Genomic DNA, 22,465 nt, shown 5'->3' with positions numbered 1-22,465 from the left:
GCCGCGCCGAGACGATGCAGAGCGCAGCGATGAGGAGGAGCGGCGCAAAATGAGCGACGCCTTGGATCAGGGAGCCGGTCGCGGCTCTGACACCGGCGGGAGCCCGCACGGCGTCGGCCAGAGGGAGCCCGACGACGCGGCGCTGGCCGCCATGTCGCAGCAGGAACTGGTGGCGTTAGGCGGCAAGCTGGACGGCGTCGAAACGGTGTTCAAGGAACCCCGTTGGCCTATCGAGGGCACCAAGGCCGAAAAGCGCGCCGAGCGCGGGGTTGCCCTCTGGCTTTTGCTGGGTGGCTTCTTCGGGCTGGCACTGCTGCTGATCTTCTTGTTCTGGCCGTGGGAGTACAAGCCCAAGGAGGAGGCCGGGAGCTTCCTCTACGACCTGACCACCCCGCTGTACGGGCTGACGTTCGGGATGGCGATCCTGTCAATCGGGATCGGCGTCATCCTGTATCAGAAACGCTTTATCCCGGAAGAGATTTCGATCCAGGAGCGCCACGACGGCGCCTCGCGGGACGTTGACCGCAAAACGGTGGTGGCGAACCTGGCCGACGCGTACGGGGGTTCGACCGTCGGGCGGCGCAAGCTGATCGGCCTTTCGCTGGGGATGGGGCTGGGCGCGTTCGGGCTTTCCACCCTGGTGGCGTTTGCTGGCGGATTGATCAAGAACCCGTGGAAGCCGGTGGTGCAGACCGCCGACGGCAAGAAGGCCGTGCTGTTCACCTCCGGGTGGACCCCGCGCTATCACGGCGAAACGATCTATCTGGCGCGCGCCACCGGCTCCGCCTCGACGTCGCCGTTCGTCAAGATGCGGCCTGAGGATCTCGACGCCGGCGGCATGGAAACCGTCTTCCCCTGGCGGGAGTCCGACGGCGACGGCACCACCCCGGAATCGCAGGAGAGGCTGCGGGCCATCAACCAGGGTGTGCGAAACCCCGTGATGCTCATCCGAGTTCGGCCCACCGACATGGGGCGCGTGGTCAAGCGACAGGGTCAGGAAAGCTTCAACTTCGGCGAATTCTTCGCCTATACCAAGGTCTGCTCGCACCTGGGATGCCCCGCATCCCTGTACGAGGAGCAGTCCTACCGGATCTTGTGCCCATGCCACCAGTCGCAGTTCGACGCGCTGCACTTCGCGAAGCCGATTTTCGGGCCGGCCGCGCGTGCGTTGGCGCAACTGCCGATCACGATCGACACCAACGGGTATCTGGTCGCCAACGGTGACTTCGTCGAGCCCGTCGGACCGGCATTCTGGGAGAGGACGACAACATGAGTCCGAAATTCAGCCCCCCGAAGATCGGCGATGTCCTGGCCCGTCAGGGCGAGGACATCGACACGCGTTACCACCCGTCGGCGGCGGTTCGCAGACAGCTCAACAAGGTGTTCCCCACCCACTGGTCGTTCCTCTTGGGTGAGATCGCGATGTACAGCTTCATCGTGCTGCTGCTCACCGGTGTGTACCTGACGCTGTTCTTCGACCCGTCCATGGGTGAGATCACCTACAACGGCGCGTATCAGCCGCTGCGCGGCGTGGACATGTCGAAGGCCTTCGCATCGACGCTCGACATCTCCTTCGAGGTGCGCGGCGGTCTGTTCGTCCGGCAGGTCCACCACTGGGCCGCACTGATTTTCGCCGCGTCGATCATGGTGCACTTGGCCCGCATCTTCTTCACCGGCGCCTTCCGGCGGCCACGCGAGGCCAACTGGGTGATCGGCTCGCTGCTGCTGATCCTGGCCATGTTCGAGGGTTACTTCGGTTACTCGCTCCCCGACGACCTGTTGTCGGGCATCGGGTTGCGCGCCGCGCTGTCCTCGATCACGTTGGGTATGCCGGTGATCGGCACCTGGTTGCACTGGGCCCTGTTCGGCGGTGACTTCCCCTGCGGTGGCGTCGGAAACGAATGCGCCACAGCGGGTTACATCATCCCGCGGATGTATGCCCTGCACATCCTGCTGCTGCCGGGCATCATCCTGGCGCTGATCGGGCTGCACCTGGCCATGGTGTGGTTCCAGAAGCACACCCAGTTCCCCGGACCCGGACGCACCGAGCACAACGTGGTCGGCGTGCGAGTGATGCCGGTGTTCGCCGTCAAGTCCGGCGCATTCTTCGCCGCGATCGTCGGCGTGCTGGGCCTGCTGGGTGGCCTGCTGCAGATCAACCCGATCTGGAACCTGGGCCCCTACAAGCCTTCTCACGTCTCGGCCGGTTCGCAGCCCGACTTCTACATGATGTGGACCGAAGGCCTGGCGCGTATCTGGCCGCCATGGGAGTTCTACTTCTGGCACCACACCGTCCCCGCGGCCGTGTGGGTGGCGTTGATCATGGGCCTGATCTTCGTCCTGCTGATCATCTACCCGTTCCTGGAAAAGCGGTTCAGCGGTGACTACGCGCACCACAACCTGCTGCAGCGGCCGCGCGACGTGCCGGTGCGCACGTCGATCGGCGCGATGGCGATCGCGTTCTACATGTTGCTGACGCTGTGCGCGATGAACGACATCATCGCGTTCAAGTTCGACATCTCGCTGAACGCGACGACGTGGATCGGGCGCATCGGCATGGTGATCGTTCCGCCGGTTGTCTATTTCATCACCTACCGGTGGTGCATCGGACTGCAGCGCAGCGACCGCGCGGTGCTCGAGCACGGCATCGAGACCGGCATCATCAAGCGACTGCCGCACGGTGCCTACATCGAGCTGCACCAGCCGCTCGGCCCGGTCGACGACCACGGCCACCCGCTGCCGCTGGCCTACCAGGGGGCGGCTCTGCCCAAGAAGATGAACAAGCTGGGCTCGGGCGGAACTCCGGGCAGCGGCAGCTTCCTGCGCGCCGACCCGTTGTCCGAGGATGCGGCGTTGCGAGAGGCGGCGCACCGCTCTGAGCGACGCGCCCTGACCGCACTGCGCGAACACCAGGACGGCCTGAACGGTTCGACGAACGGCTCGACGAACGGTTCGACGAACGGCGAAGGCGCCGAGCACTAGCCCATTTCCCTGCCGAGCGACGCCGCCCGCGATTGCGTGGGCGGCGCACCGGCAGCTTGTGACCGCGAGACTTAAGCCATAGCGACGCCGCACGGCGTGTCGTCTGTGTGGTTTACGTGTCGACGCCGCCGCCGCGCGAACCCCCGACGCCAACCAGGCCGAGGCGCCCGCCCCGGTTCGGGTGGCTACTGCTCGGCGACGGCCTCGCGCAGCTGGCGGATGTGCAGCCACTCCACCGCCGGCATGGCCGCGGTGATGACGCCGGCGAACCCATATCCGACCCACGACGCGCCATCATGACCGACCGCCATCAGATAGGTCGCCGTGGCGACCGCGATCAGTGCGGCGCCCATCGTGCCGGTCAGTATCACGGTGCCGCGCAACCAGATTCGGTCCACCGCCTCGCCCGACCACTCGGCCCCCGAGGCGGACGTCGCCGTTTGCGCCGTGGCGGTTCCGGTGCGCGGGGTACCGGTCCCCAGGCGCATCGACGGCCTTGCCGGTCCACGCGCGGGCGCGGTCATCGCCTGAGCCGCCGGCTCGGACTGCGACATCCGCCGGGCGCGCAACAGGATGGGGATCGCGGCCGCGATGATCAGCGCCGAAACGACGATGACGGCGTACAGCACCCAGGTGGTGTGCGGGCTGCTGGCCGCCTTGTGAAAGCCCCTGCCCAGGTCCGCCAGTGCGACGGCGGCCGCCACGCTGACGCCCAGCAGCACGAGGTAGATGGCGGCGCACGCGCCCATCAGGATGCGGTCCACGACCTCGGGCGCGACGGTGTCGTCACCGACGTCGCGCCGGTAAGCCGAATATCTGCTGACCATCAGCAGCTCGTCTGCGGGGAGTCGTTGCTGTTCGACGAGAGCACCGTTCCATCGCTGGTGGTGATCGAACAATTGAGCCTGCTGACCCGGAACAGGCTGGACGCCTCGACCGATCCCACGTCCGATTGCGAGATCGGGGTGACCGTCATCGACCACGGGATGTACACGTTGTGCTGGGTGCGCCGCCGGCCGGACGCGTCGACGTAGGTCACCGAAATGATGTCTCCTGGGGCTTTGGTGCCGGTCACCGAGTAGGTGACCTGACGCGGTCCCGCCGGCGTGGTGGGCGGCGGTGGCGCGGCCGCTGTGGACGTCGCCGGCGGTGGCGCCGGCGCGGGTGCGGGCGGGGGCGGCGGTGCCGGAGAAGGCGTCACCGTCACAGTCTGGGTCTCCGTTGCCGGCGGGGGCGGCGGTTCGGTGGTGGACGGCGGCGGGGGTGGCGGCGGCGGTGGCGGTTTGGTGGTCGTGATCTCGTCCTGCAGCGGCGGCGTGGACGGGGCGGTGGTGGTTCCGGGGTTGGCGAGTTTGGTGGTATCGGTGCGCGCGAACAGCAGCGATACCGACACGACGAGCGCGATCGCGGCCACGATGGCGGCGACCCCCACCACCCACGGCCAGCGCGCGGTACTGCGCCCGTCGTCGGCGTCGGAGGACTCGTCGAAGTCGTCGTAGTCGTAGAGCCGCAGATCGGCCGGCACGTAGGGGCCGGTGCTGAAATGCTCGGACTCCGGAGCGGAGTAGGCCCTCGAGTACACGTCCGTCTCGTCGGTCTGGTTCGCGGCGGCCTGTTCGGCCCTGTCCGCGAAGGGTTCCGGCTCGCCCTCGACATCGCCGCCGGGGCCGGGTTGCAGATCGTCGCCCAGCGCATCGCCCGAAGGCGGTTCGTGGCTGACCGGGTCGGCAGGGTCGGGTTCGTCAGGATCCCATCCCGGGGGTCTCGACCCGCTCATCTCTGCCTTTGCCTACCCTGTTCGACTGCCTCACCCGCGCGCAAGAATCCGCGATCGCATCGTTGCGGGCGCGCTGGGACGCTCCTCATTTGCCTGGGCAAAACACTACCGAACCCCAAAGGGGCAAAGCCGTCGTGGCGAAGGGCCCACCAATCACGTGATCTGATTGTGACCTTTATGCCGCGATTCAGTGCTTCTCGGGACCGAGGTAGTACTCGAAGACCAGCCCGGCCACCGACGTCAGGACGAACATGATTCCGGCGACGATCAGCCACGGCAGCCACAGCGCGATGCCCACCGCGACCACCGAGCCCGACAGCGCCACCAGAATCGGCCACCAGCTGTGCGGGCTGAAGAAGCCCAATTCGCCTGCTCCATCGCTGATCTCAGCGCCTTCGTAGTCCTCCGGCCGGGTGTCCAGCCGGCGCGCCACAAAGCGGAAAAACGTCGCCGTGATCATCGCAAGGCCACCGGTCAGCACCAGCGCGGTGGTGCCCGCCCACTCCACACCACCGGTGGCGAAGATCGCGGTCAGCACCCCGTAGAGCACCGCAACCACAATGAAGAACCCGGCAATGAATTCGAATAGCCTGGCTTCGATATGCATTTGGTGTCCTAACCTACTGGCTTCCGGCCAATTGACCGCGCTTGGTGTCGAACGGGTGGGTGGTCACCGCGAGCGGGGCCTGCCCGATCGCCTGCAATGCCTCGGCGTTGCTCTTTCCGCCCATCCGCTGTTGCAGGTAGGCCTTGAAGTCGTTGGGCGTCACCACCCGAACCTCGAAGTTCATCATCGAGTGATAGGTGCCACAGAACTCCGCGCAGTGGCCCACGAACGCGCCCGGCGTCTGGATCTCCTCGGTCTGGAAGACGTGCACCGAGTTGTTCGCGTCGGCGTTCGGGATGACGTCGCGCTTGAACAGGAACTCGGGCACCCAGAACGTGTGAACCACGTCCGCGGACGCCAGATCGAATTCGATGCGCTTGCCCGTGGGCAACACCAGCACCGGGATCTCGTCGCTGGAACCCAGCGTCTCGACCTTGTCGAAGTTCAGGTATTGGCGGTCCGAGGTGTTGAAGCCGCGGACGGCACCGACGCGCTCCTCACCGTGCGCGTCCTTGCCCTCCGGCTTGGAGAGCATGGCCTTCTTGCGCTCGGGGTCCGTGCCGTCGTAGGTCAGCGTGCCGTCCTTGAAGGCGACGCGTTGATAGCCGAACTTCCAGTTCCACTGGAAGGCCGTGACGTCGATCACTACCTCGGGGTCCTTGGCCAGGTGCAGCATCTTCTCCTGCACGACCACGGTGAAATAGAACAGCACCGAGATGATGAGGAACGGCGTCACGGTGAGCGCCAGCTCCAGCGGCATGTTGTAGCCGAACTGGCGGGGCAGCTCGGTGTCGGTCGCCTTCTTGCGGTGGAAGGCGGACGCCCAGAAGATCAGCCCGAACACGATGCCGCCGACGACGAGCGAGGCGATCACCGCGCCGATCCACAGTTCGCGGTTGAGGTGCGCCTCCGGGGTGATGCCCCGCGGCCAGCCCAGGGCCAGCGCGTCCGCCCAGCTGCTGCATCCGCTCAGGAACAACGCCAGCACGCCCAACGTCAAGGCGAGCGCGAAGGGCCGAAGACGACGCGAAAGGCCCTGCCCCGCGCCCCCGGAACGGCGCCGAAAGCTGCCCTGCGACAAACGGTGCGAACGGTCCTGCTCGCGAGGGGTCACGTTAGCGCCTCCTGCTCGGATATCGAATACTACGCAGCGTAGACCACGCTCCTGAGCCCGGCGACGAAACCCCGGCCCGCCAGTCTGCCCGGCCATAGCCCACGTGCCGGGTGTGACGTCCACGCACGCCGGGAAAGTGCGGCATACTGGGGCGCCGTGTGTGGTCTGCTCGCGTTCGTTGCCGCCCCGGAGGGCTCGGATGATGAAGCCGCCGCCGCCCGAGCCGACGCCGCCGTCGCGCGCGCGTCGCATTCGATGCGCCACCGCGGGCCCGACGAGCCCGGCACGTGGGTGGACCCGGACACCGACGGCTCCGCCGTTTTCGGCTTCAACCGGCTGTCCATCATCGACATCGCGCATTCGCATCAACCGCTGCGCTGGGGGCCGCCCGAGGCACCCGACCGCTACGTGCTGGTGTTCAACGGCGAGATCTACAACTACCTCGAGCTGCGCGACGAACTGGCCACCCGACACGGCGCCACCTTCGCCACCGACGGCGACGGCGAGGCCATCGTCGTCGGCTATCACTACTGGGGCACCGACGTACTGGCGCGGCTGCGCGGCATGTTCGCGTTCGCGCTATGGGACACAGAGACGCGTGAATTGTTCTGCGCGCGAGACCCTTTCGGCATCAAGCCACTGTTCATGGCGACCGGCGCCGGCGGCACCGCGGTGGCCAGTGAGAAGAAGTGCCTGCTGGACCTGGCCGAGCTGATCGGGTTCGACACCGGGATCGACGAGCGGGCGGTGCAGCACTACACGGTCCTGCAGTACGTGCCCGAGCCCGAGACGCTGCACCGCGGGGTGCGCCGGCTGGAATCGGGCTGCTACGCCCGAATCCGTCCCGACCGGCTGCAACCGGAGGTCACCCGGTATTTCGCGCCACGCTTTACCGCCGTTCCGATGACCCGCGACACCGAACAGGCCCGCTACGACGAGATCACCGCGGTGCTCGAGGACTCGGTGGCCAAGCACATGCGCGCCGACGTGACCGTCGGGGCGTTTCTGTCCGGGGGGATCGACTCCACCGCCATCGCGGCGCTGGCCATCCGGCACAACCCCCGGCTGATCACGTTCACCACCGGTTTCGAGCGCGAGGGCTTCTCCGAGATCGACGTCGCGGTGGCCTCGGCCGAGGCGATCGGCGCCCGCCACATCGCCAAGGTGGTCAAGCCCGACGAGTTCGTCGCCGCCCTGCCGGAGATCGTCTGGTACCTCGACGAGCCGGTGGCCGACCCCGCGCTGGTGCCGCTGTTCTTCGTCGCCCGGGAGGCCCGCAAGCACGTCAAGGTGGTGCTGTCCGGCGAAGGGGCCGACGAGCTGTTCGGCGGCTACACGATTTACCGGGAGCCGCTGTCGCTGAAGCCCTTCAACTACCTGCCGCGGCCGCTGCGGCGGTCGATGGGCAAGGTGTCCAAACCCCTGCCGGAGGGCATGCGGGGCAAGAGCCTGCTGCACCGCGGCTCGCTGACGCTCGAGGAGCGCTACTACGGCAATGCCCGCAGCTTCTCCGACGCGCAGCTGCGCGACGTGCTGCCCATCTTCCGCCAGGAATGGACCCACACCGACGTCACCGCGTCGCTGTATGCCGAATCGGCCGGTTGGGATCCGGTGGCCCGCATGCAGCACATCGACCTGTTCACCTGGCTGCGCGGCGACATCTTGGTCAAGGCCGACAAGATGACCATGGCCAACTCGCTGGAGCTTCGGGTGCCGTTCCTGGATCCCGAGGTGTTCGCCGTCGCCTCGCGGCTGCCGGTCGAGGCCAAGATCACCCGCGCGACGACGAAGTACGCGCTGCGGCGCGCGCTGGAGCCGATCGTTCCGGCGCACGTGCTGCACCGGCCCAAGCTCGGGTTCCCGGTCCCGATCCGGCACTGGTTGCGCGCGGGCGAGCTGCTGGAGTGGGCGTACGCGATGGTGGACTCCGCGAAGGACGGGCAGGCCGATCGCCTGGTCGACCTCGCCGCGGTGCGCCGGATGCTCGACGAGCATCGCAACGGCGTCAGCGATCACAGCCGTCGGCTGTGGACACTGCTGATCTTCATGCTCTGGCACGCGATCTTCGTCGAGCACAGCGTGGTGCCACAGATCAGCGAGCCGGTGTACCCCGTCGAGTTATGACCTGCGAGCAGACACGAAAGTGCCGCGACACGCCGATTTTTGGGTGCTTTCGCGCCCGCTCGCCGAACTGACTAGGCGAGGACCGCGGCGATCTCGGCGGCCGCCTCGTCGCCGTAGGCGTCAGCGAGTCGGGTCTTGGCGACCGCGGCGTCCCACGTCCACTCCTGGGTTCCGGTGGACTCCAGCACCAAAACGGCGACCAGCGAGCCGAGCTGAGCCGACCGCTCGAGGCTCAGCCCGGCGGTGCGGCCGGTGAGGAAGCCGGCCCTGAACGCGTCGCCGACGCCGGTGGGGTCGGTCTGGCTGGTCTCGGGCACCACGCCGACGTGGGTGGTCGTCCCGTCGCGCTCGACGATGTCGACGCCCTTGGCGCCCAGCGTGGTCACCCGCAGGTCGACCTTCTTCTGCACGTCGGCCTCGGACCAGCCGGTCTTGGAGAGCAGCAGTTCCCACTCGTAGTCGTTGGTGAACAGGTAGGCGGCCCCGTCGACGAGCTTGTCGATCTCCTCGCCGGACAGGCGCGGCAGCTGCTGGGACGGGTCGGCGGCGAACGGCAGGCCGAGCTTGCGGCACTCCTCGGTGTGCACCACCATCGCGTCCGGGTCGTTGGCGCCGATGATCACCAGGTCCGGCTTGCCCGCGGACGCGACGTCGGCGAGCTTGATGTTGCGGGCCTCCGACATGGCACCGGGATAAAAGGATGCGATCTGGGCCATGTCCTCATCGGTCGTGCAGACGAAGCGTGCGGTTTTCGCGGTCTGCGAGATCAGCACGTGGTCGCAGTTGACGCCGTGGGACTGCAGCCATTCGCGGTACTCGCCGAAGTCGTCGCCGGCCGCACCCACCAGCGCCACGTCGCCGCCCAGCACGCCGATGGCGAAGGCGATGTTGCCCGCCACGCCGCCGCGGTGGATCACCAGGTCGTCAACCAGAAAACTCAGGGACACCTTCTGCAGGTGCTCGGCCAGCAGGTGCTCGGAAAACCGGCCGGGGAACCGCATCAGATTGTCGGTTGCAATCGAACCTGTCACCGCGATCGTCACGAAAACTCCATCCTTCGTTAGTAAGGTTATCTAGCTTACTCACGGGCCCCGACCGTCGCTGTGTGCGCGGCCGGCGCGAGGCAGTGCGCTAGCCTCCCTAGGGAACTCACTCAAGTCGCCGGGATCACATTGCTCGGGCCGCAACCCGATTGCAGTCCCGTCTACCACCGTAGGAGAACCACGATGGCAGGTCCGCACTCGCCGAACCACACCGTCGGCGGCGGCGACGGCGGACCGGGTGGACCTGAGCCCTCTAGCCAATCCCAGCCACTCGAGTTTCCCGACGACGCCGCGGGCTTCACCTCGGCTCCGCAGGCAGGACCTGGTGCCGCCAATTATGCCGGGCAGCCGCCCGCGCCGGTCCCGTACCCGCGATCCAAGCGGCGGCTGATCGTCGGCATCGTGCTGGCCATCGCGCTCGTCGCGGTGCTGACGGTGGCCATCGTGTACGGGGTCCGCACCAACGGGGCCAACACCGGGGCCACCTTCTCCGAGGGCGCGGCCAAGACGGCCATCCAGGGCTATCTGGACGCGCTCGAGCACCGCGACATCGACGAGATCGCCCGCAATGCGCTGTGCGGTTTGTACGACGGCGTCCAGGACAAACGATCCGACCAGGCCCTGGCCAAGCTCAGCAGTGACGCGTTCCGCAAGCAGTTCTCCGAGGTCGAGCTGACCTCGATCGACAAGATCGTGTACCTGTCGCAGTACCAGGCGCAGGCCTTGTTCACCATGCGGGTTTCACCGGTGAGCGGCGGCCCGATGCACGGGCAGGTGCAGGGCATCGCGCAGCTGCTGTTCCAGCGCGGTCAGATCATGGTGTGCTCGTACGTGCTGCGCACCGGCGGCTCGTACTAGACACACTCCGTCAGCCGGACCACACGGCCCGACTGACGGAGTTGCGGGGTCTAGTCGATCAGTTGAACGAGTCGCCGCAGGCGCACGATCCCGTGGCGTTGGGGTTGTCGATGGTGAAGCCCTGCTTCTCGATGGTGTCCACGAAGTCGATGGACGCGCCTTCGACGTAGGGCGCGCTCATCCGGTCCACCGTCAGCTTCACTCCCCCGAACTCCACCGTCAGGTCGCCGTCCAGCGCGCGGTCGTCGAAGAAGAGGTTGTAGCGCAGGCCGGCGCACCCGCCGGGCTGCACCGCGATGCGCAGCGCGAGGTCGTCGCGGCCCTCCTGGTCCAGCAGGGACTTTGCCTTGGTGGCGGCGGCCTCGGTCAGGATCACGCCGTGGGTCGTGGTGGCGTTCGACTCGTTTTGCACCGTCATTGCTTCTCCTACATGCCTCATCGTTGGGTGGGGTCGATCAAGCCCGCAATCGCCGGCTTGCGCCGGGCGATCCGGACCGCCCGAAAGTCCACTCCATCAACGGTACCTTGCAGGACCGGTATTCCCGAGTCGCGCCGCAACCACGGACGCCAGCCCCATGAGCTGGTTGGCCGCGTCGGCCTGCGCCAGGCGCACCGATCCGGCGTGCTCGGCGATGGATAACGCCGCCATGATCCCCGCCGAGCGCACGGTCGCGTTGTCCAGGCCGACTTGGCCGGCCAGCACGACCACCGGAATCCCCCGCGGCCGGGCCGCGTCGGCGAGAAATCCGACCACCTTGCCGTGCAGGGACTGCTCGTCGAACCGGCCCTCACCGGTGACGATCATCTCGGCGGTGTCCAGGTCGTCGGACAGCCGGGTGTGTTCGGCGATGATGGCCGCGCCGGACTCGCAGCGCCCGCCGAGCGCCAAGAGCCCGGCGCCGATGCCGCCTGCGGCCGCGGCGCCCGGCTCGGCGCTCACGTCGCGCCCGGCCACCGCCTCCAGGATCAGCGCCCACGCCTGCAGGCGAACCTCCAGTGCGGCCACGGTTGCCGTGTCGGCGCCCTTCTGCGGTCCGAACACCCGGGCCGCCCCCCACGGTCCCAGCAGCGGGTATTCGGTGTCGGAGGCAGCGATCAGCTCCACGTCCGCCAGTTTCCGGCGGGCGGACTCCAGCCCGCCGAGTTCGGAGATCATGCCCTGTCCGCCGTCGGTGCAGGCGCTGCCGCCCAGCCCGACCACGATCCGCGTCGCCCCCACCCGCAACGCCTCGGCGATCAGCTGTCCCACGCCTTTGCTGTGCGCCGCCATGGCGGTCTCCGGACTGGGCGCCCGGCCGATCAACGCCAAACCGCACGCTTGCGCGCATTCCAGGTAGGCGGTGGCCGAGCCGCTATCGAACACCCAATCGGCTTCGGCGGTGGCTTTCAGCGGTCCGGTCACCCGCAGCCGCCGCATCTCCCCCAGCCGGCTGGCCAGGACCTCGACGAAGCCGGGGCCACCGTCGGATTGCGGGGCGACGATGAACCGGTCGCCGGGACGCGACCGCGTCCAGCCGGTCGCGATGGCGGCGGAGGCCTCCAGGGCCGACATGCTGTCGCCGTAGCAGTCCGGGGCCACCAGAACTTGCATAGCGGGCAATTGAAGACGGCCGGGGGCCAGGCCGGGACCCCCGTCGGAGCCCATTGACCCGTTGTCCATCAAAGGCAGCCGTTCATCTCGTGTAAGAGTAGGGCCAAGCGAGTCACCAAGCAGGTCTAATAGGAAGGCATTCCGGGCGAATTCCGGCGCGAACCGTCCGCGAAGTAACCTGGCCACTGTGAAGCTGTTGGGCCGCAAGAAAGGCCAGGACACCGAGCTCGACGAGAGCGCCGCCGCGCCGGCCGCCTCCGGGCTTGCCGGCGCGTCAGGCGCCGCACGCGATGCGCAGCGGACGGGCCCCAAGGGGCGGCCCACGCCCAAACGCAATGAGGCCCGCCGCAACGCCAAAAAGGGGCCGATCGCGCCCGCGCCCATGACGGCCTCCGAGGCGCGGGCCCGCCGCAAATCACTGGCCGGTCCCAAGCTCAGCCGCGAGGAGCGCCGGGCGGACAAGGCCGCCGGCCGGGCCCGCATGTCGGAGCGCCGGGAGCGGATGATGGCCGGCGAAGAGGGCTACCTGTTACCTCGCGACCAGGGGCCCATCCGCCGCTACGTTCGCGACGTGGTGGACTCCCGGCGCAATCTGCTGGGCCTGTTCATGCCGTCGACCCTGTTCTTGATGTTCATCATGTTCGGCGTGCCGCAGCTGCAGCTGTGGATATCGCCGGCCATGTTGGTGTTGATGGCCGTGATGAGCGTCGACGGCCTGATCCTGGGCCGCAAGGTGAGCAGGCTGGTCGACACGAAATTCCCGAGCAACACCGAAAGCCGTTGGAAGCTAGGCCTTTACGCCGCCGGCCGGGCGTCTCAGATGCGCCGGATGCGGACGCCACGGGCCCAGGTCAAGCACGGCGCCAGTGTCGATTAAAGTTCGCCGGAAGGCGGGCTGACACCGGTGCGCACCCTGGTGCTCGGCGGGATCAGGTCAGGCAAATCGCGGTGGGCGGAAAAAGCCATTGCCGACGGATTGCGGGCCGGGCAGGCGGTTCACTACCTGGCGCCCGGGCCGGCCGGCCACGACGATGCGGCCTGGGCGCACCGGATCGCCGAGCATCGCAGCCGCCGGCCCGCGCACTGGTCGACGATCGAAACCGACGACATCGCAACGCAATTGCGCCAATCGCCGGACACCCCCACACTGGTCGACGATCTGGGCACCTGGCTGACCGGCGCCCTGGACCGCACCAACGCCTGGGATGACGGCTCGGTGGCGGCCCCCGTCGATGAGGTGCTGGTCGCGGTCGGCGACTTCGCTTCCCCACTGGTGCTGGTCAGCCCCGAGGTCGGGCTGACGATCGTTCCCGCCACCGCGTCCGGACGCCGGTTCGCCGACGAACTCGGCAGCCTCAACCAGCGCCTGGCGCGGCTGTGCGACCGAGTGGTGCTGGTGGTGGCCGGGCAGCCGGTCCGGATCAAACCGTCGGGGGCCTGATGGAATTCGCCGCCGTGTCACCGCCCGATGCCGGGGTCGCCGCCGTCGCCCGTGCCCGCCAGGACACCCTGACCAAGCCCAAGGGCGCGCTGGGCCGCCTCGAGGATTTGTCGGTGTGGGTCTCAGCGTGCCAAGGACAGTGCCCGCCAAGGCAATTCGAGCGCGCCCGGGTGGTGGTGTTCGCGGGTGACCACGGTGTCGCCCGCTCGGGGGTGTCGGCGTACCCACCGGAGGTGACCGCGCAGATGGTCGCCAACTTCGATGCCGGCGGGGCCGCGATCAACGCCCTGGCCGACATCGCCGGGGCAACGGTGCGGGTCGCCGACCTGGCTGTGGACGCGGACCCGCTGACCGAACGGATCGGCGCCCATAAGGTGCGACGCGCCAGCGGCGACATCCGGGTCGAGGACGCGTTGAGCGACGAGGAGACGGCGCGGGCGCTCGAGGCCGGCGCCGCCATCGCCGACGAGGAGGTCGACGCCGGGGCCGACCTGTTGATGGCCGGCGACATGGGGATCGGAAATACCACGGCCGCAACGGTATTGGTGGCGGCGTTGACGAACGCCGAGCCGGTCGTCGCGGTGGGGTTCGGCACCGGGATCGATGACGCCGGGTGGGCCCGCAAGACGGCCGCGGTGCGCGATGCCCTGTTTCGGGCGCGGCAGGTGTTGCCGGATCCGGTCGCGCTGCTGCGCAGCGCGGGCGGCGCCGACCTGGCCGCGATGGCCGGATTCTGCGCGCAGGCCGCGGTCCGGCGCACACCGTTGCTGCTCGACGGCATGGCGGTGACGGCGGCCGCGCTGGTCGCCGAGCACCTGGCGCCGGGCGCCCGGTTGTGGTGGCAGGCCGGTCACCGGTCCACCGAACCCGCTCACCCGCTGGCGCTGACGGCGCTGGATTTGGAGCCGATTCTCGACCTGCGCATGCGCCTGGGCGAGGGCACCGGCGCTGCGCTCGCGCTGCCGGTGCTGCGCGCCGCGGTGGCCGCCCTGTCGTCGATGGCGACCTTCACCCAAGCCGGTGTATCCAACCGCGCCGACGGCCCAAATCAGGCCGCTCGTCCGTCGTGATCCGTTCTCTGGCAACGGCTTTCGCGTTCGGGACGGTGCTGCCCGTTCCGGGTAATGCCCCGATGGGTCGCGGCGCCATGACCGCGCTGCCGGCGGTGGGCGCCGCCCTCGGGGCGTTGGCCGCGGCGGTGACGTGGGGTGGGACTCATGCGTTCGGCCGGTCCAGCCCGCTGCCCGGAGTGCTCGCGATCGCGGTGCTGCTGCTGGTGACCCGTGGCCTGCATCTCGACGGCGTCGCCGATACCGCCGACGGCCTGGGCTGTTACGGGCCGCCGCAGCGCGCGCTGGCGGTGATGCGCGAAGGATCGACCGGGCCGTTCGGCGTCGCCGCCGTGGTGATGGTGATCCTGCTGCAGGCGCTGGCGTTTTCGGCGCTGGGGGCCACGGGTCAAGCCCTCCCCGCGGTGGCCGTGGCGGTTTTCGCGGGCCGGGTGGCCGCGGTGCTGGCCGGCCACCGGTCGGTGCCGGCGGCCGATGGGAGCGCCCTGGGAGCGCGGGTCGCCGCAAGCCAGCCGACCGCGGTGGTGGCGGCCTGGGTCGCGGCGCTGCTGGCCGTTTCGGTGGTAGCCGGGCCGCGGCCGTGGCAGGGACCGGTGGCGGTGCTGGCGGGCCTGGGCTGCGGGGCGCTGCTGGTGCGGCACTGCGTTCGCCGGTTCGGCGGCATCACCGGTGACGTGCTGGGCGCCGCGATCGAATTGACCGTGACGGTGGCCGCGGTGCTGCTCGCGGGCCTGGTGCGGTTCTAGCTGAGCGCGTCAGCCCAGCTTTGCCATCCAGCCGTGAGTGTCGGCGAACGTGCCACGCTGAATGCCGGTCAGGGTATCGCGCAGCGCCATCGTCACCTCGCCGGGTTGGCCGTCGGCGACGGTGAACTCGGTGTCGCCGTACTTCACCTGAGAGACCGGGGTGATGACCGCGGCGGTGCCGCAGGCGAACACCTCGGTGATCTCCCCGGCGGCGGCCTTCTTCTGCCATTCGTCGATGTCGATCCGGCGTTCCTCGATGGCGAACCCGGCGTCAATGGCCAGCTGCAGCAACGAGTTTCGGGTGATGCCGGGCAGCAGCGAGCCGGACAGCTCCGGGGTGACCAGTCGCGCCGACCCGCCGCTGCCGAACACGAAGAAGATGTTCATCCCGCCCATCTCTTCGACGAAGCGCCGTTCGACGGCGTCCAGCCACACCACTTGATCGCAGTCGTTGGCCGCGGCCTCGACCTGCGCCGACAGCGAGGCCGCGTAGTTGCCGCCGAACTTTGCCGCGCCCGTCCCGCCGGGGCTGGCCCGCACGTACTCCGTCGACACCCAGACGGTGACCGGGCTGACGCCCCCCTTGAAGTAGGCGCCGGCCGGCGAGGCGATCAGCAGGTATCGGTAGCGCTTGGACGGACGCACCCCCAATCCGGGCTCGGTGGCGATGACGAACGGGCGCAGGTACAACGCCTCCTCGCCGCCGGCGGCCGGAACCCACGCGTTGTCGACGGCGATGAGCTGGCGCAGCGATTCCATGAACAGCTCTTCGGGCAGCTCCGGGATGGCGAGCCGGCGCGCCGAGGACCGTAGCCGGGCGGCGTTGGCCTCGGCGCGAAACGACACGATCGAGCCGTCGGCCCAGCGGTAGGCCTTGAGTCCCTCGAAGATCTCCTGCGCGTAGTGCAGCACGATCGCCGACGGGTCCAGCTCGATGGGGCCGTACGGGATGACCCGGGCGTTGTGCCAACCTCCGCCGGTCTCGTCGTAGTCGATCGACACCATGTGATCGGTGAAGTACTTGCCGAAACCGGGCTCGGCCAGGATGGTTTCGCGTTCGTCATCGGTTGCCGGGTTTGCCGAGCGCGAAACCGTGAACTCGAGGGAGCCACTGGTCATTGGCCGATTGTATATCCGCCAAACGAATCGGATTTCGCCGCGCAAGCGGCGCGGCTAACGCGTTTTCACCGCGACGAACGGCGGGCGCACGACTTCACACGCGGCGCGACGGCCGCGGACGTCGACGGTGATCTGCTGACCGTCCTTCACTCCGGCATCGGTGTCGATCAGCGCCAGCGCGATCCCGGCCTGCAGCGTCGGGGAGAACGTGCCCGAGGTGGTGACTCCCACCGGAGTGTCGCCGGCGAGCACCGTCAGCCCCGCGCGCAGCACGCCGCGGTCCACCATCCGCAGCCCGCGCAGCAGCCGCGTCGGGCCCGCCTCCTTCTCGGCCAGCAGGGCGTCGCGGCCGAAGAACGCTTCCTTCTTCCAGCCGATCGCCCAGCCGCAGCGGGCCTGCAGCGGGGAGATGTCGAGTGCGAGTTCGTGGCCGTGCAGCGGATAACCCATTTCGGTGCGCAGGGTGTCGCGCGCGCCCAGGCCGGCCGGCTCGCCCCCGGCAGCCCTGACCGCCGCGGCCAGGGCGTCGAACACCACACCGGCGGAGTCCCACGGCGGCAGCAGCTCGTAGCCGTGCTCTCCCGTGTAGCCGGTGCGGCAGACCCGCACCGGCACGCCGGAGAACGACGTGTCCGCGTACGCCATGTAATCCATGTCGGTGGGCAGACCCAGCTCGCCGAGCACGTCGACCGATCGCGGTCCCTGCACGGCCAGCACCGTGTACGCGCGGTGCTGATTGGTGATCGTCAGCCCGGTCGGCGCGGCGGCCTGCAGCGCGTCGACGACGGCGGCGGTGTTGGCGGCGTTGGGCACCAGGAAGATCTCGTCGTCGTCGACGTAGTAGGCGATCAGGTCGTCGACGACGCCGCCGGATTCGGTGCAGCACAACGTGTACTGCGCCTTGCCCGGCCCGATGCGATTCAGGTCGTTGGTGAGCGCGGCGTTGACGAACTGCGCCGCCCCCGGCCCGCGGACCATCGCCTTGCCGAGATGGCTGACATCAAAGAGGCCGACCGCGTTGCGGGTCGCATTGTGCTCGCTGACGGTGCCGGCATACGACACCGGCATGAGCCAGCCGCCGAACTCGGCGAAGCTCGCGCCCAGATCGCGATGACGGTCTTCCAGCGGTCCGTGCTGCAGCTCGCTCACGGCGTCCCACCCTAATCCGCTCCGATGCTGGCACACTTGGGCAGGTGTCCGAGTCGTACGACTTCGACGAGCTTGCGGCCGCCGGGATCGCAAACCCGCGAGAACGCGCCGACCTGATCAAGTACCTCGGCGATCTTGGCTTCACGGTCGACGACATGGTCGAAGCCGAGCGGCGCGGCCGGCTGTTCGGGCTTGCCGGTGATGTCCTGGCCTGGTCGGGCCGCCCGATCTACACCGTGCGAGCCGCGGCCTCCCAACTCGGCATACCGGCCGAAGAGGTGGCGCACGCCTGGGCTTTGCTCGGCCTGACGGTCGCCGGTCCCGACGTTCCCGTGCTGAGCCAGGCCGACGTCGACGCCCTGTCGACCTGGGTCGCGCTCAAGGTGGTGGTCGGTGAGGACGGCGCGCACGGCATGCTGCGGGTCCTCGGCGCCGCGATGGCGCGGCTCGCGGAGGCCGAGTCGACGGCGATCCGCGCCGGGACGCCGGACATCCAGATGACCCACACCCACGACGAGCTCGCCACGGCGCAGGCCTACCGCGCGGTCGCGGAGTTCGTCCCCCGCATCGGTCCGCTGATCGACGTCGTGCACCGCCACCACCTGACCGGCGCCCGGACCCACTTCGAGGGCGTCCTTCGCGACACCTCGGCGAGCGTGGTGTGCGGGATCGGTTTTGCCGATCTGTCCGGCTTCACCGTGCTCACCAACGCACTTACCCCCGCGCAGTTGTCCGACCTGCTGAACGAGTTCGCCGGAACCGTCTCAGACGTCGTCCTTCGCGATGGCGGCCGGGTGGTGAAGTTCATCGGCGACGAGGTGATGTGGGTGAGCGCGTCGCCCGAGCAACTCGTCAGGGCGGCGGTCGATCTCGTCGACCATCCGCGGGCGCGCGAGGAAGGTCTGCAGGTGCGCGCCGGCCTTGCCTACGGCAGCGTCCTGGCGATCAACGGCGACTACTTCGGCGGCCCGGTCAACTTGGCGGCGCGACTCGTGGCGGCCGCGAATCCGAACCAGATTCTTGCCGACTCGGCGCTGCACGACGAGTTGCCGGACTGGCCCGCGGATGCTTACGGCCCGTTGCTGCTCAAGGGATTTGACGACCCGGTGCCGGCTTTCGAGCTGAGGGGCCGGACGCCACCGAGCTAAGACCGCTCCGCGGTGACTAGGGTGGTTACGCGTGAGTACCGAACCCGGATATCAGGCCCCTTCCGTCACCGTCGCCTCCTCGCTGCCCCGGCGGGCCGCCGCGTCCACCGTGCTGATCGTGCCCGTCGTCTCGACCGGCGAGGACGACAAGCCGGGGGCGGCCGTTGCGGCGGCCGAGCCGTTCCTGTCGTCCGGGGCGGTCGCTGAGATCGAATCGGGTCTGCGTGCGCTGGAGGCCACCGGCGGCGCCGAACAGGTGCATCGGTTGGTGGTGCCGTCGCTGCCGGTGTCCAGCGTGCTGACGATCGGCCTGGGCAAACCGCGGTCGGAGTGGCCGGCCGACACCATCCGTCGGGCCGCCGGTGTCGCCGCGCGCTCGCTCGGCAAGACCGAAGCGGTGATCACCACGCTGGCCGAACTGCCCGGCGCGGGCGTCGTTGCGGCCACCGTCGAGGGCCTGATCCTGGGCAGCTACCGCTTCACCGAATTCCGCAGCGACAAGACGGCCCCGAAAGACCAGGGGCTGGGCAAGATCACGGTGCTCGCCACCGCGAAGGACGCCAAGGACGACGCCGCCCACGCGGCCGCGGTGGCGACCGCCGTCGCCACCGCGCGCGACTTCGTCAACACTCCGCCCAGCCACCTGTTCCCCGCCGAATTCGCCAGGCGTGCAAAAGCTTTGGGCGAGTCCGTCGGCCTCGAGGTGGAAGTCTTGGACGACAAGGCGCTGCAGAAGGGCGGCTACGGCGGGATCATCGGCGTCGGGCAGGGCTCGTCACGCCCGCCACGGCTGGTCCGCCTGACCCACCGCGGTGCGAAGCTGGCCAAGAAATCGAAGCAAACCAAGCGAGTCGCGCTGGTCGGCAAGGGCGTCACGTTCGACACCGGCGGCATCTCGATCAAGCCGGCCGCGGGCATGCACCACATGACCTCGGACATGGGCGGTGCAGCCGCCGTGATCGCGACCGTCGCACTGGCCGCGCAGCGCAAACTCCCGATCGACGTGATCGCCACCGTGCCGATGGCCGAGAACATGCCGTCGGCCACGGCGCAGCGCCCGGGCGACGTCCTGACGCAGTACGGCGGCATCACGGTCGAGGTGCAGAACACCGACGCCGAGGGCCGGCTCATTTTGGCCGACGCCATCGTGCGGGCGTGCGAGGACAAACCCGATTACCTGATCGAGACGTCCACGCTGACCGGCGCGCAGACGGTGGCGCTGGGCGCCCGGGTCCCCGGGGTGATGGGCAGTGACGAGTTCCGCGACCGCGTCGCATCGATCTCGCAGCAGGTCGGCGAGAACGGCTGGCCGATGCCGCTGCCCGACGAACTCAAGGAAGACCTGAAGTCCACGGTCGCCGACCTGTCGAACATCAGCGGGCAACGCTTCGCCGGCATGCTGGTGGCCGGAGTGTTCCTGCGTGAATTCGTCGCCGACGGCGTGAGCTGGGCCCACATCGACGTGGCCGGACCGGCCTACAACACCGGCAGCCCGTGGGGCTACTCCCCCAAGGGCTCCACCGGCGTGCCGACACGGACCATGTTCGCGGTGCTCGAGGACATCGCCGAAAACGGTTAGCCGGTCAGCCTTCTGATCACCGCGCGGCCCAATTTGCGGCGTGGCCAGCCGGTGGCGCCGTCGGCGGCCAGTGCGGCATTCGCCGCATTACGCCCGCACGCACCGTGCACCGAGCCACCCGGCGTCGCCGATGCGCTGCCCAAATAGAGCCGCTCGACCGGTGTTTCGGCGCGGCCCATGCCGGGCGCGGGCCGGAAGACCAACATCTGTTGCAGCTGCGCGGTTCCGCCGTTGAGCGCCCCCAGATGCAGGTTGGCGTCGCTGGCCTCGAGATCCGACGGCCGCTGCACGAACCGGTCGACCACCGCCGAACCGAAGCCCGGCGCGTGCTCTTCGATGACCCGGTCCACCGCCGCGGCCAACTTCTCCGCTGCAGCGTCGTCAAATACATTTCGCGGCAAATGCGTGTAGGCCCAGACACTTTCGGTTCCGGCCGGCGATCTGCTGGGATCCGCGGTGGTGGTCTGGCCCAACAACATGAACGGATGCTCGGGTATGACGCGGGTGTTCAGGTCGGCCATCCAGCGCACCAGCCCGTCCCCGTCGGCTCCCAAGTGCACGGTGCCCACCGACCGCAGATTCTGGGCTCGCCATGGAACTGGTGTTGCCAGCGCATAATTGACTTTCACCACCGGCGGATCCCACTCGTAATGTTGAAGGTCGCGACGCAGTGCCGGCGGCACCGCGTCCGCGGGCAGCATGTCACAGAACAATCGGGGGGCCGTCACGTCGGCCACCACGGCGCGGCGCGCAGCCACCGATCGGCCCTGCGCGGTGGTCACGCCGACCGCCCGGCCGCCCCGCACCTGGATGCGAGAAACGTTCTGGTTGCACTCGATTCGGGCTCCGGCCGAGCGGGCGCGATTCACCAGCGCCGCGGTGAGCTGACCCGATCCGCCGACCGGCACCGGCCAGCCGTGATCCTGGGCCAGCATCGTCATCAGGAAACCCATGGCGCCGCTGATCGGCGCGTCCGGCGGAACATCGGCGTGCATTGCATTGCCCAACAGCAACACTCGCGGCGCCTCACCCTCGAACAGTTGACTGGCCATGGCGTTGGCCGGCTGCACCAGCAGACGCGCCACCCGAAGCGCTTCCGGCGTGCCGAGTCGGCGCAACAGCCCGAGCAGCGGACGCACCGGCGGGAAGGGCGCCAGCATGGCGTCCAGCAGTGGGGCCTTGATCTTGTTCCACAGCTCCACCAGCCGCCACCAGTTCTCGCCGTCGGCGGGTGCTCGCCGCGCGAATTCCGCTGCGGTCTGGGCCGGATCGTGGTACACGATCGGCGGGTCGTCGTCGGCGGCGCTGCGCGGGTGACCAACCACCGTGGGCGCATGCGACCACCGCAACCCGTGGTCCTCCAGGTGCAGCGCCGTCATCGCCGGGGATGCCACCGTCATCGGATAGTAGGAGCTGAACAGGTCGGTGATGTATCCCGGCGTCAGCTCGGCGCTGCGTACGGCTCCGCCCGGTTCGGGCTGGGCTTCCAGCACCAGCACGTCCCAGCCCGCGTCGGCCAGCATCGACGCCGCCACCAGTCCGTGGTGTCCCGCCCCGATGACTACGGCATCGACGGTGTCGCCCACGGTCACTTCACCTGGCTCGGCTCCAGGCGTTCCGACAGAGCCGCCAACCGCCACAAGCACTCCTTGTTGCGCGGATAGGCCGCCGCCAGCGCAAGCGAATCTGGAACGGCTGCCATCGGCCCTTCGGCGGGCACCTCGATCATCTCGATCCGGCAGCCCTCGGGAATCTCGTGCAACAGCATGGTGATTCGCGCGGCACCCAGCGGACCCAGCCGGGCAAGCAGCACCAGCTTGTGGGGCGGTTCGCACTCCTCGACGATGGTCGCGTCGTTGATCACCATCGGCCAAATCCCGATTGAATGCCTGATCGAGGATCCCGGCTCCGGCCAGTTCGGATCCACGGCCCGCATACGACTGTTCCCCACCACCCACTGGGTGTAGGTCCAGCCCTGGGCCAACACCTCCCACACCCGCTCACACGACTCGGGCACCTCACGCGTTGCAGTGATCACCTGTAATCCCTTCATGTCTTTCGTTACCGCGGCGGATACCCGGCAATCGAGGGGTTATTCGACCTCAGCCTCGGGTTTA

Annotated in this window: 21 protein-coding genes; 10 read left to right on the top strand and 11 right to left on the bottom strand. The window is 68.7% G+C overall.

Annotated features, from left to right (window positions below):
• Positions 1 to 49 precede the first annotated feature (49 nt).
• Positions 50 to 1,273 carry a cytochrome bc1 complex Rieske iron-sulfur subunit gene (qcrA, locus tag AC5Y4T_RS04715; protein WP_499915955.1) on the top strand — a complete coding sequence of 408 codons (1,224 nt, stop codon included), beginning with the start codon at positions 50 to 52 and terminating at the stop codon, positions 1,271 to 1,273.
• The gene (gene qcrB, locus AC5Y4T_RS04710) at positions 1,270 to 2,982 is read left to right on the top strand and encodes a cytochrome bc1 complex cytochrome b subunit (RefSeq protein WP_499952309.1); all 1,713 of its coding nucleotides are present in this window, start codon (positions 1,270 to 1,272) and stop codon (positions 2,980 to 2,982) included. Before qcrA ends, qcrB begins: the two co-directional genes overlap by 4 nt.
• A 185-nt stretch (positions 2,983 to 3,167) precedes the next feature.
• On the opposite strand, the gene AC5Y4T_RS04705 is transcribed toward qcrB, so the two are convergent.
• The 4 genes from AC5Y4T_RS04705 to ctaC all read right to left on the bottom strand — a co-directional run bounded on the left by AC5Y4T_RS04705 (position 3,168) and on the right by ctaC (position 6,447).
• Positions 3,168 to 3,809 carry a DUF2561 family protein gene (locus AC5Y4T_RS04705; RefSeq protein WP_499952308.1) on the bottom strand — a complete coding sequence of 214 codons (642 nt, stop codon included), beginning with the start codon at positions 3,807 to 3,809 and terminating at the stop codon, positions 3,168 to 3,170.
• Positions 3,809 to 4,759, bottom strand: coding sequence for an MmpS family transport accessory protein (locus tag AC5Y4T_RS04700; protein ID WP_499952307.1), 951 nt, complete (start codon positions 4,757 to 4,759; stop codon positions 3,809 to 3,811). Before AC5Y4T_RS04700 ends, AC5Y4T_RS04705 begins: the two co-directional genes overlap by 1 nt.
• 187 nt (positions 4,760 to 4,946) lie before the next feature.
• Positions 4,947 to 5,366: a cytochrome c oxidase subunit 4 gene (locus tag AC5Y4T_RS04695; RefSeq protein WP_499915947.1), complete on the bottom strand. Its 420-nt coding sequence runs from the start codon at positions 5,364 to 5,366 to the stop codon at positions 4,947 to 4,949.
• Between the two features lie 13 nt (positions 5,367 to 5,379).
• Positions 5,380 to 6,447 carry an aa3-type cytochrome oxidase subunit II gene (ctaC, locus tag AC5Y4T_RS04690; RefSeq protein ID WP_499952338.1) on the bottom strand — a complete coding sequence of 356 codons (1,068 nt, stop codon included), beginning with the start codon at positions 6,445 to 6,447 and terminating at the stop codon, positions 5,380 to 5,382.
• Positions 6,448 to 6,636: 189 nt separating this feature from the next.
• Here ctaC and asnB point away from each other — a divergent pair, with 189 nt between their 5' ends.
• Positions 6,637 to 8,604: an asparagine synthase (glutamine-hydrolyzing) gene (gene asnB / locus AC5Y4T_RS04685; RefSeq protein ID WP_499952306.1), complete on the top strand. Its 1,968-nt coding sequence runs from the start codon at positions 6,637 to 6,639 to the stop codon at positions 8,602 to 8,604.
• Between the two features lie 71 nt (positions 8,605 to 8,675).
• Here the strand turns inward: asnB and AC5Y4T_RS04680 are convergent, their stop codons facing one another.
• On the bottom strand, positions 8,676 to 9,647 hold the full coding sequence (locus tag AC5Y4T_RS04680) for a carbohydrate kinase family protein (RefSeq protein WP_499950628.1): 972 nt from the start codon (positions 9,645 to 9,647) through the stop codon (positions 8,676 to 8,678).
• Between the two features lie 183 nt (positions 9,648 to 9,830).
• On the opposite strand from AC5Y4T_RS04680, the gene AC5Y4T_RS04675 reads away from it, so the two are divergent.
• Positions 9,831 to 10,505 carry an Rv0361 family membrane protein gene (locus AC5Y4T_RS04675; protein ID WP_499952305.1) on the top strand — a complete coding sequence of 225 codons (675 nt, stop codon included), beginning with the start codon at positions 9,831 to 9,833 and terminating at the stop codon, positions 10,503 to 10,505.
• 58 nt (positions 10,506 to 10,563) lie between these two features.
• On the opposite strand, the gene AC5Y4T_RS04670 is transcribed toward AC5Y4T_RS04675, so the two are convergent.
• Positions 10,564 to 10,923, bottom strand: a complete 360-nt coding sequence (locus AC5Y4T_RS04670) for a HesB/IscA family protein (RefSeq protein ID WP_067125889.1) — start codon at positions 10,921 to 10,923, stop codon at positions 10,564 to 10,566.
• 96 nt (positions 10,924 to 11,019) lie between these two features.
• Complete coding sequence (locus AC5Y4T_RS04665) at positions 11,020 to 12,096, bottom strand: glycerate kinase family protein (protein ID WP_499915937.1); 1,077 nt, start codon at positions 12,094 to 12,096, stop codon at positions 11,020 to 11,022.
• 187 nt (positions 12,097 to 12,283) lie between these two features.
• On the opposite strand from AC5Y4T_RS04665, the gene AC5Y4T_RS04660 reads away from it, so the two are divergent.
• The 4 genes from AC5Y4T_RS04660 to AC5Y4T_RS04645 are packed head-to-tail and all read left to right on the top strand — an operon-like array spanning position 12,284 to position 15,353.
• The gene (locus AC5Y4T_RS04660; RefSeq protein ID WP_499915935.1) at positions 12,284 to 12,973 is read left to right on the top strand and encodes a DUF3043 domain-containing protein; all 690 of its coding nucleotides are present in this window, start codon (positions 12,284 to 12,286) and stop codon (positions 12,971 to 12,973) included.
• A gap of 27 nt (positions 12,974 to 13,000) precedes the next feature.
• The gene (locus AC5Y4T_RS04655) at positions 13,001 to 13,537 is read left to right on the top strand and encodes a bifunctional adenosylcobinamide kinase/adenosylcobinamide-phosphate guanylyltransferase (RefSeq protein ID WP_499915933.1); all 537 of its coding nucleotides are present in this window, start codon (positions 13,001 to 13,003) and stop codon (positions 13,535 to 13,537) included.
• Entirely contained in the window at positions 13,534 to 14,607 is a 1,074-nt protein-coding gene (gene cobT, locus AC5Y4T_RS04650) for a nicotinate-nucleotide--dimethylbenzimidazole phosphoribosyltransferase (RefSeq protein ID WP_499916734.1), read from the top strand. The genes AC5Y4T_RS04655 and cobT overlap by 4 nt, the downstream gene beginning before the upstream one ends.
• Entirely contained in the window at positions 14,604 to 15,353 is a 750-nt protein-coding gene (locus AC5Y4T_RS04645; RefSeq protein WP_499915931.1) for an adenosylcobinamide-GDP ribazoletransferase, read from the top strand. The genes cobT and AC5Y4T_RS04645 overlap by 4 nt, the downstream gene beginning before the upstream one ends.
• 9 nt (positions 15,354 to 15,362) lie before the next feature.
• Here AC5Y4T_RS04645 and AC5Y4T_RS04640 read toward each other — a convergent pair whose 3' ends face one another.
• Both AC5Y4T_RS04640 and gcvT read right to left on the bottom strand, forming a co-directional pair.
• The gene (locus AC5Y4T_RS04640; RefSeq protein ID WP_499952304.1) at positions 15,363 to 16,472 is read right to left on the bottom strand and encodes a branched-chain amino acid aminotransferase; all 1,110 of its coding nucleotides are present in this window, start codon (positions 16,470 to 16,472) and stop codon (positions 15,363 to 15,365) included.
• A gap of 54 nt (positions 16,473 to 16,526) precedes the next feature.
• Complete coding sequence (gene gcvT / locus AC5Y4T_RS04635; RefSeq protein ID WP_499952303.1) at positions 16,527 to 17,621, bottom strand: glycine cleavage system aminomethyltransferase GcvT; 1,095 nt, start codon at positions 17,619 to 17,621, stop codon at positions 16,527 to 16,529.
• A 44-nt stretch (positions 17,622 to 17,665) separates the two neighbouring features.
• Between gcvT and AC5Y4T_RS04630 the strand changes: the two genes are divergently transcribed.
• Together AC5Y4T_RS04630 and AC5Y4T_RS04625 are read left to right on the top strand one after the other, a co-directional pair.
• Positions 17,666 to 18,769 (top strand): adenylate/guanylate cyclase domain-containing protein, encoded by a 1,104-nt coding sequence (locus AC5Y4T_RS04630; protein WP_499952302.1) that lies wholly within the window; start codon positions 17,666 to 17,668, stop codon positions 18,767 to 18,769.
• A 31-nt stretch (positions 18,770 to 18,800) separates the two neighbouring features.
• Entirely contained in the window at positions 18,801 to 20,348 is a 1,548-nt protein-coding gene (locus AC5Y4T_RS04625; RefSeq protein WP_499952301.1) for a leucyl aminopeptidase, read from the top strand.
• Here AC5Y4T_RS04625 and AC5Y4T_RS04620 read toward each other — a convergent pair.
• Positions 20,345 to 21,940, bottom strand: coding sequence for a phytoene desaturase family protein (locus AC5Y4T_RS04620; protein ID WP_499952300.1), 1,596 nt, complete (start codon positions 21,938 to 21,940; stop codon positions 20,345 to 20,347). The two genes, AC5Y4T_RS04625 and AC5Y4T_RS04620, sit on opposite strands and share 4 nt — an antisense overlap.
• The gene (locus tag AC5Y4T_RS04615) at positions 21,937 to 22,386 is read right to left on the bottom strand and encodes an SRPBCC family protein (protein ID WP_499915920.1); all 450 of its coding nucleotides are present in this window, start codon (positions 22,384 to 22,386) and stop codon (positions 21,937 to 21,939) included. Before AC5Y4T_RS04615 ends, AC5Y4T_RS04620 begins: the two co-directional genes overlap by 4 nt.
• Positions 22,387 to 22,465: the final 79 nt, after the last annotated feature.

Source organism: Mycobacterium sp. NGS11 (assembly GCF_059813315.1).
The sequence above is the reverse complement of the archived record's forward strand: the minus strand, read 5'-3'. Positions and strand labels throughout refer to the sequence as shown.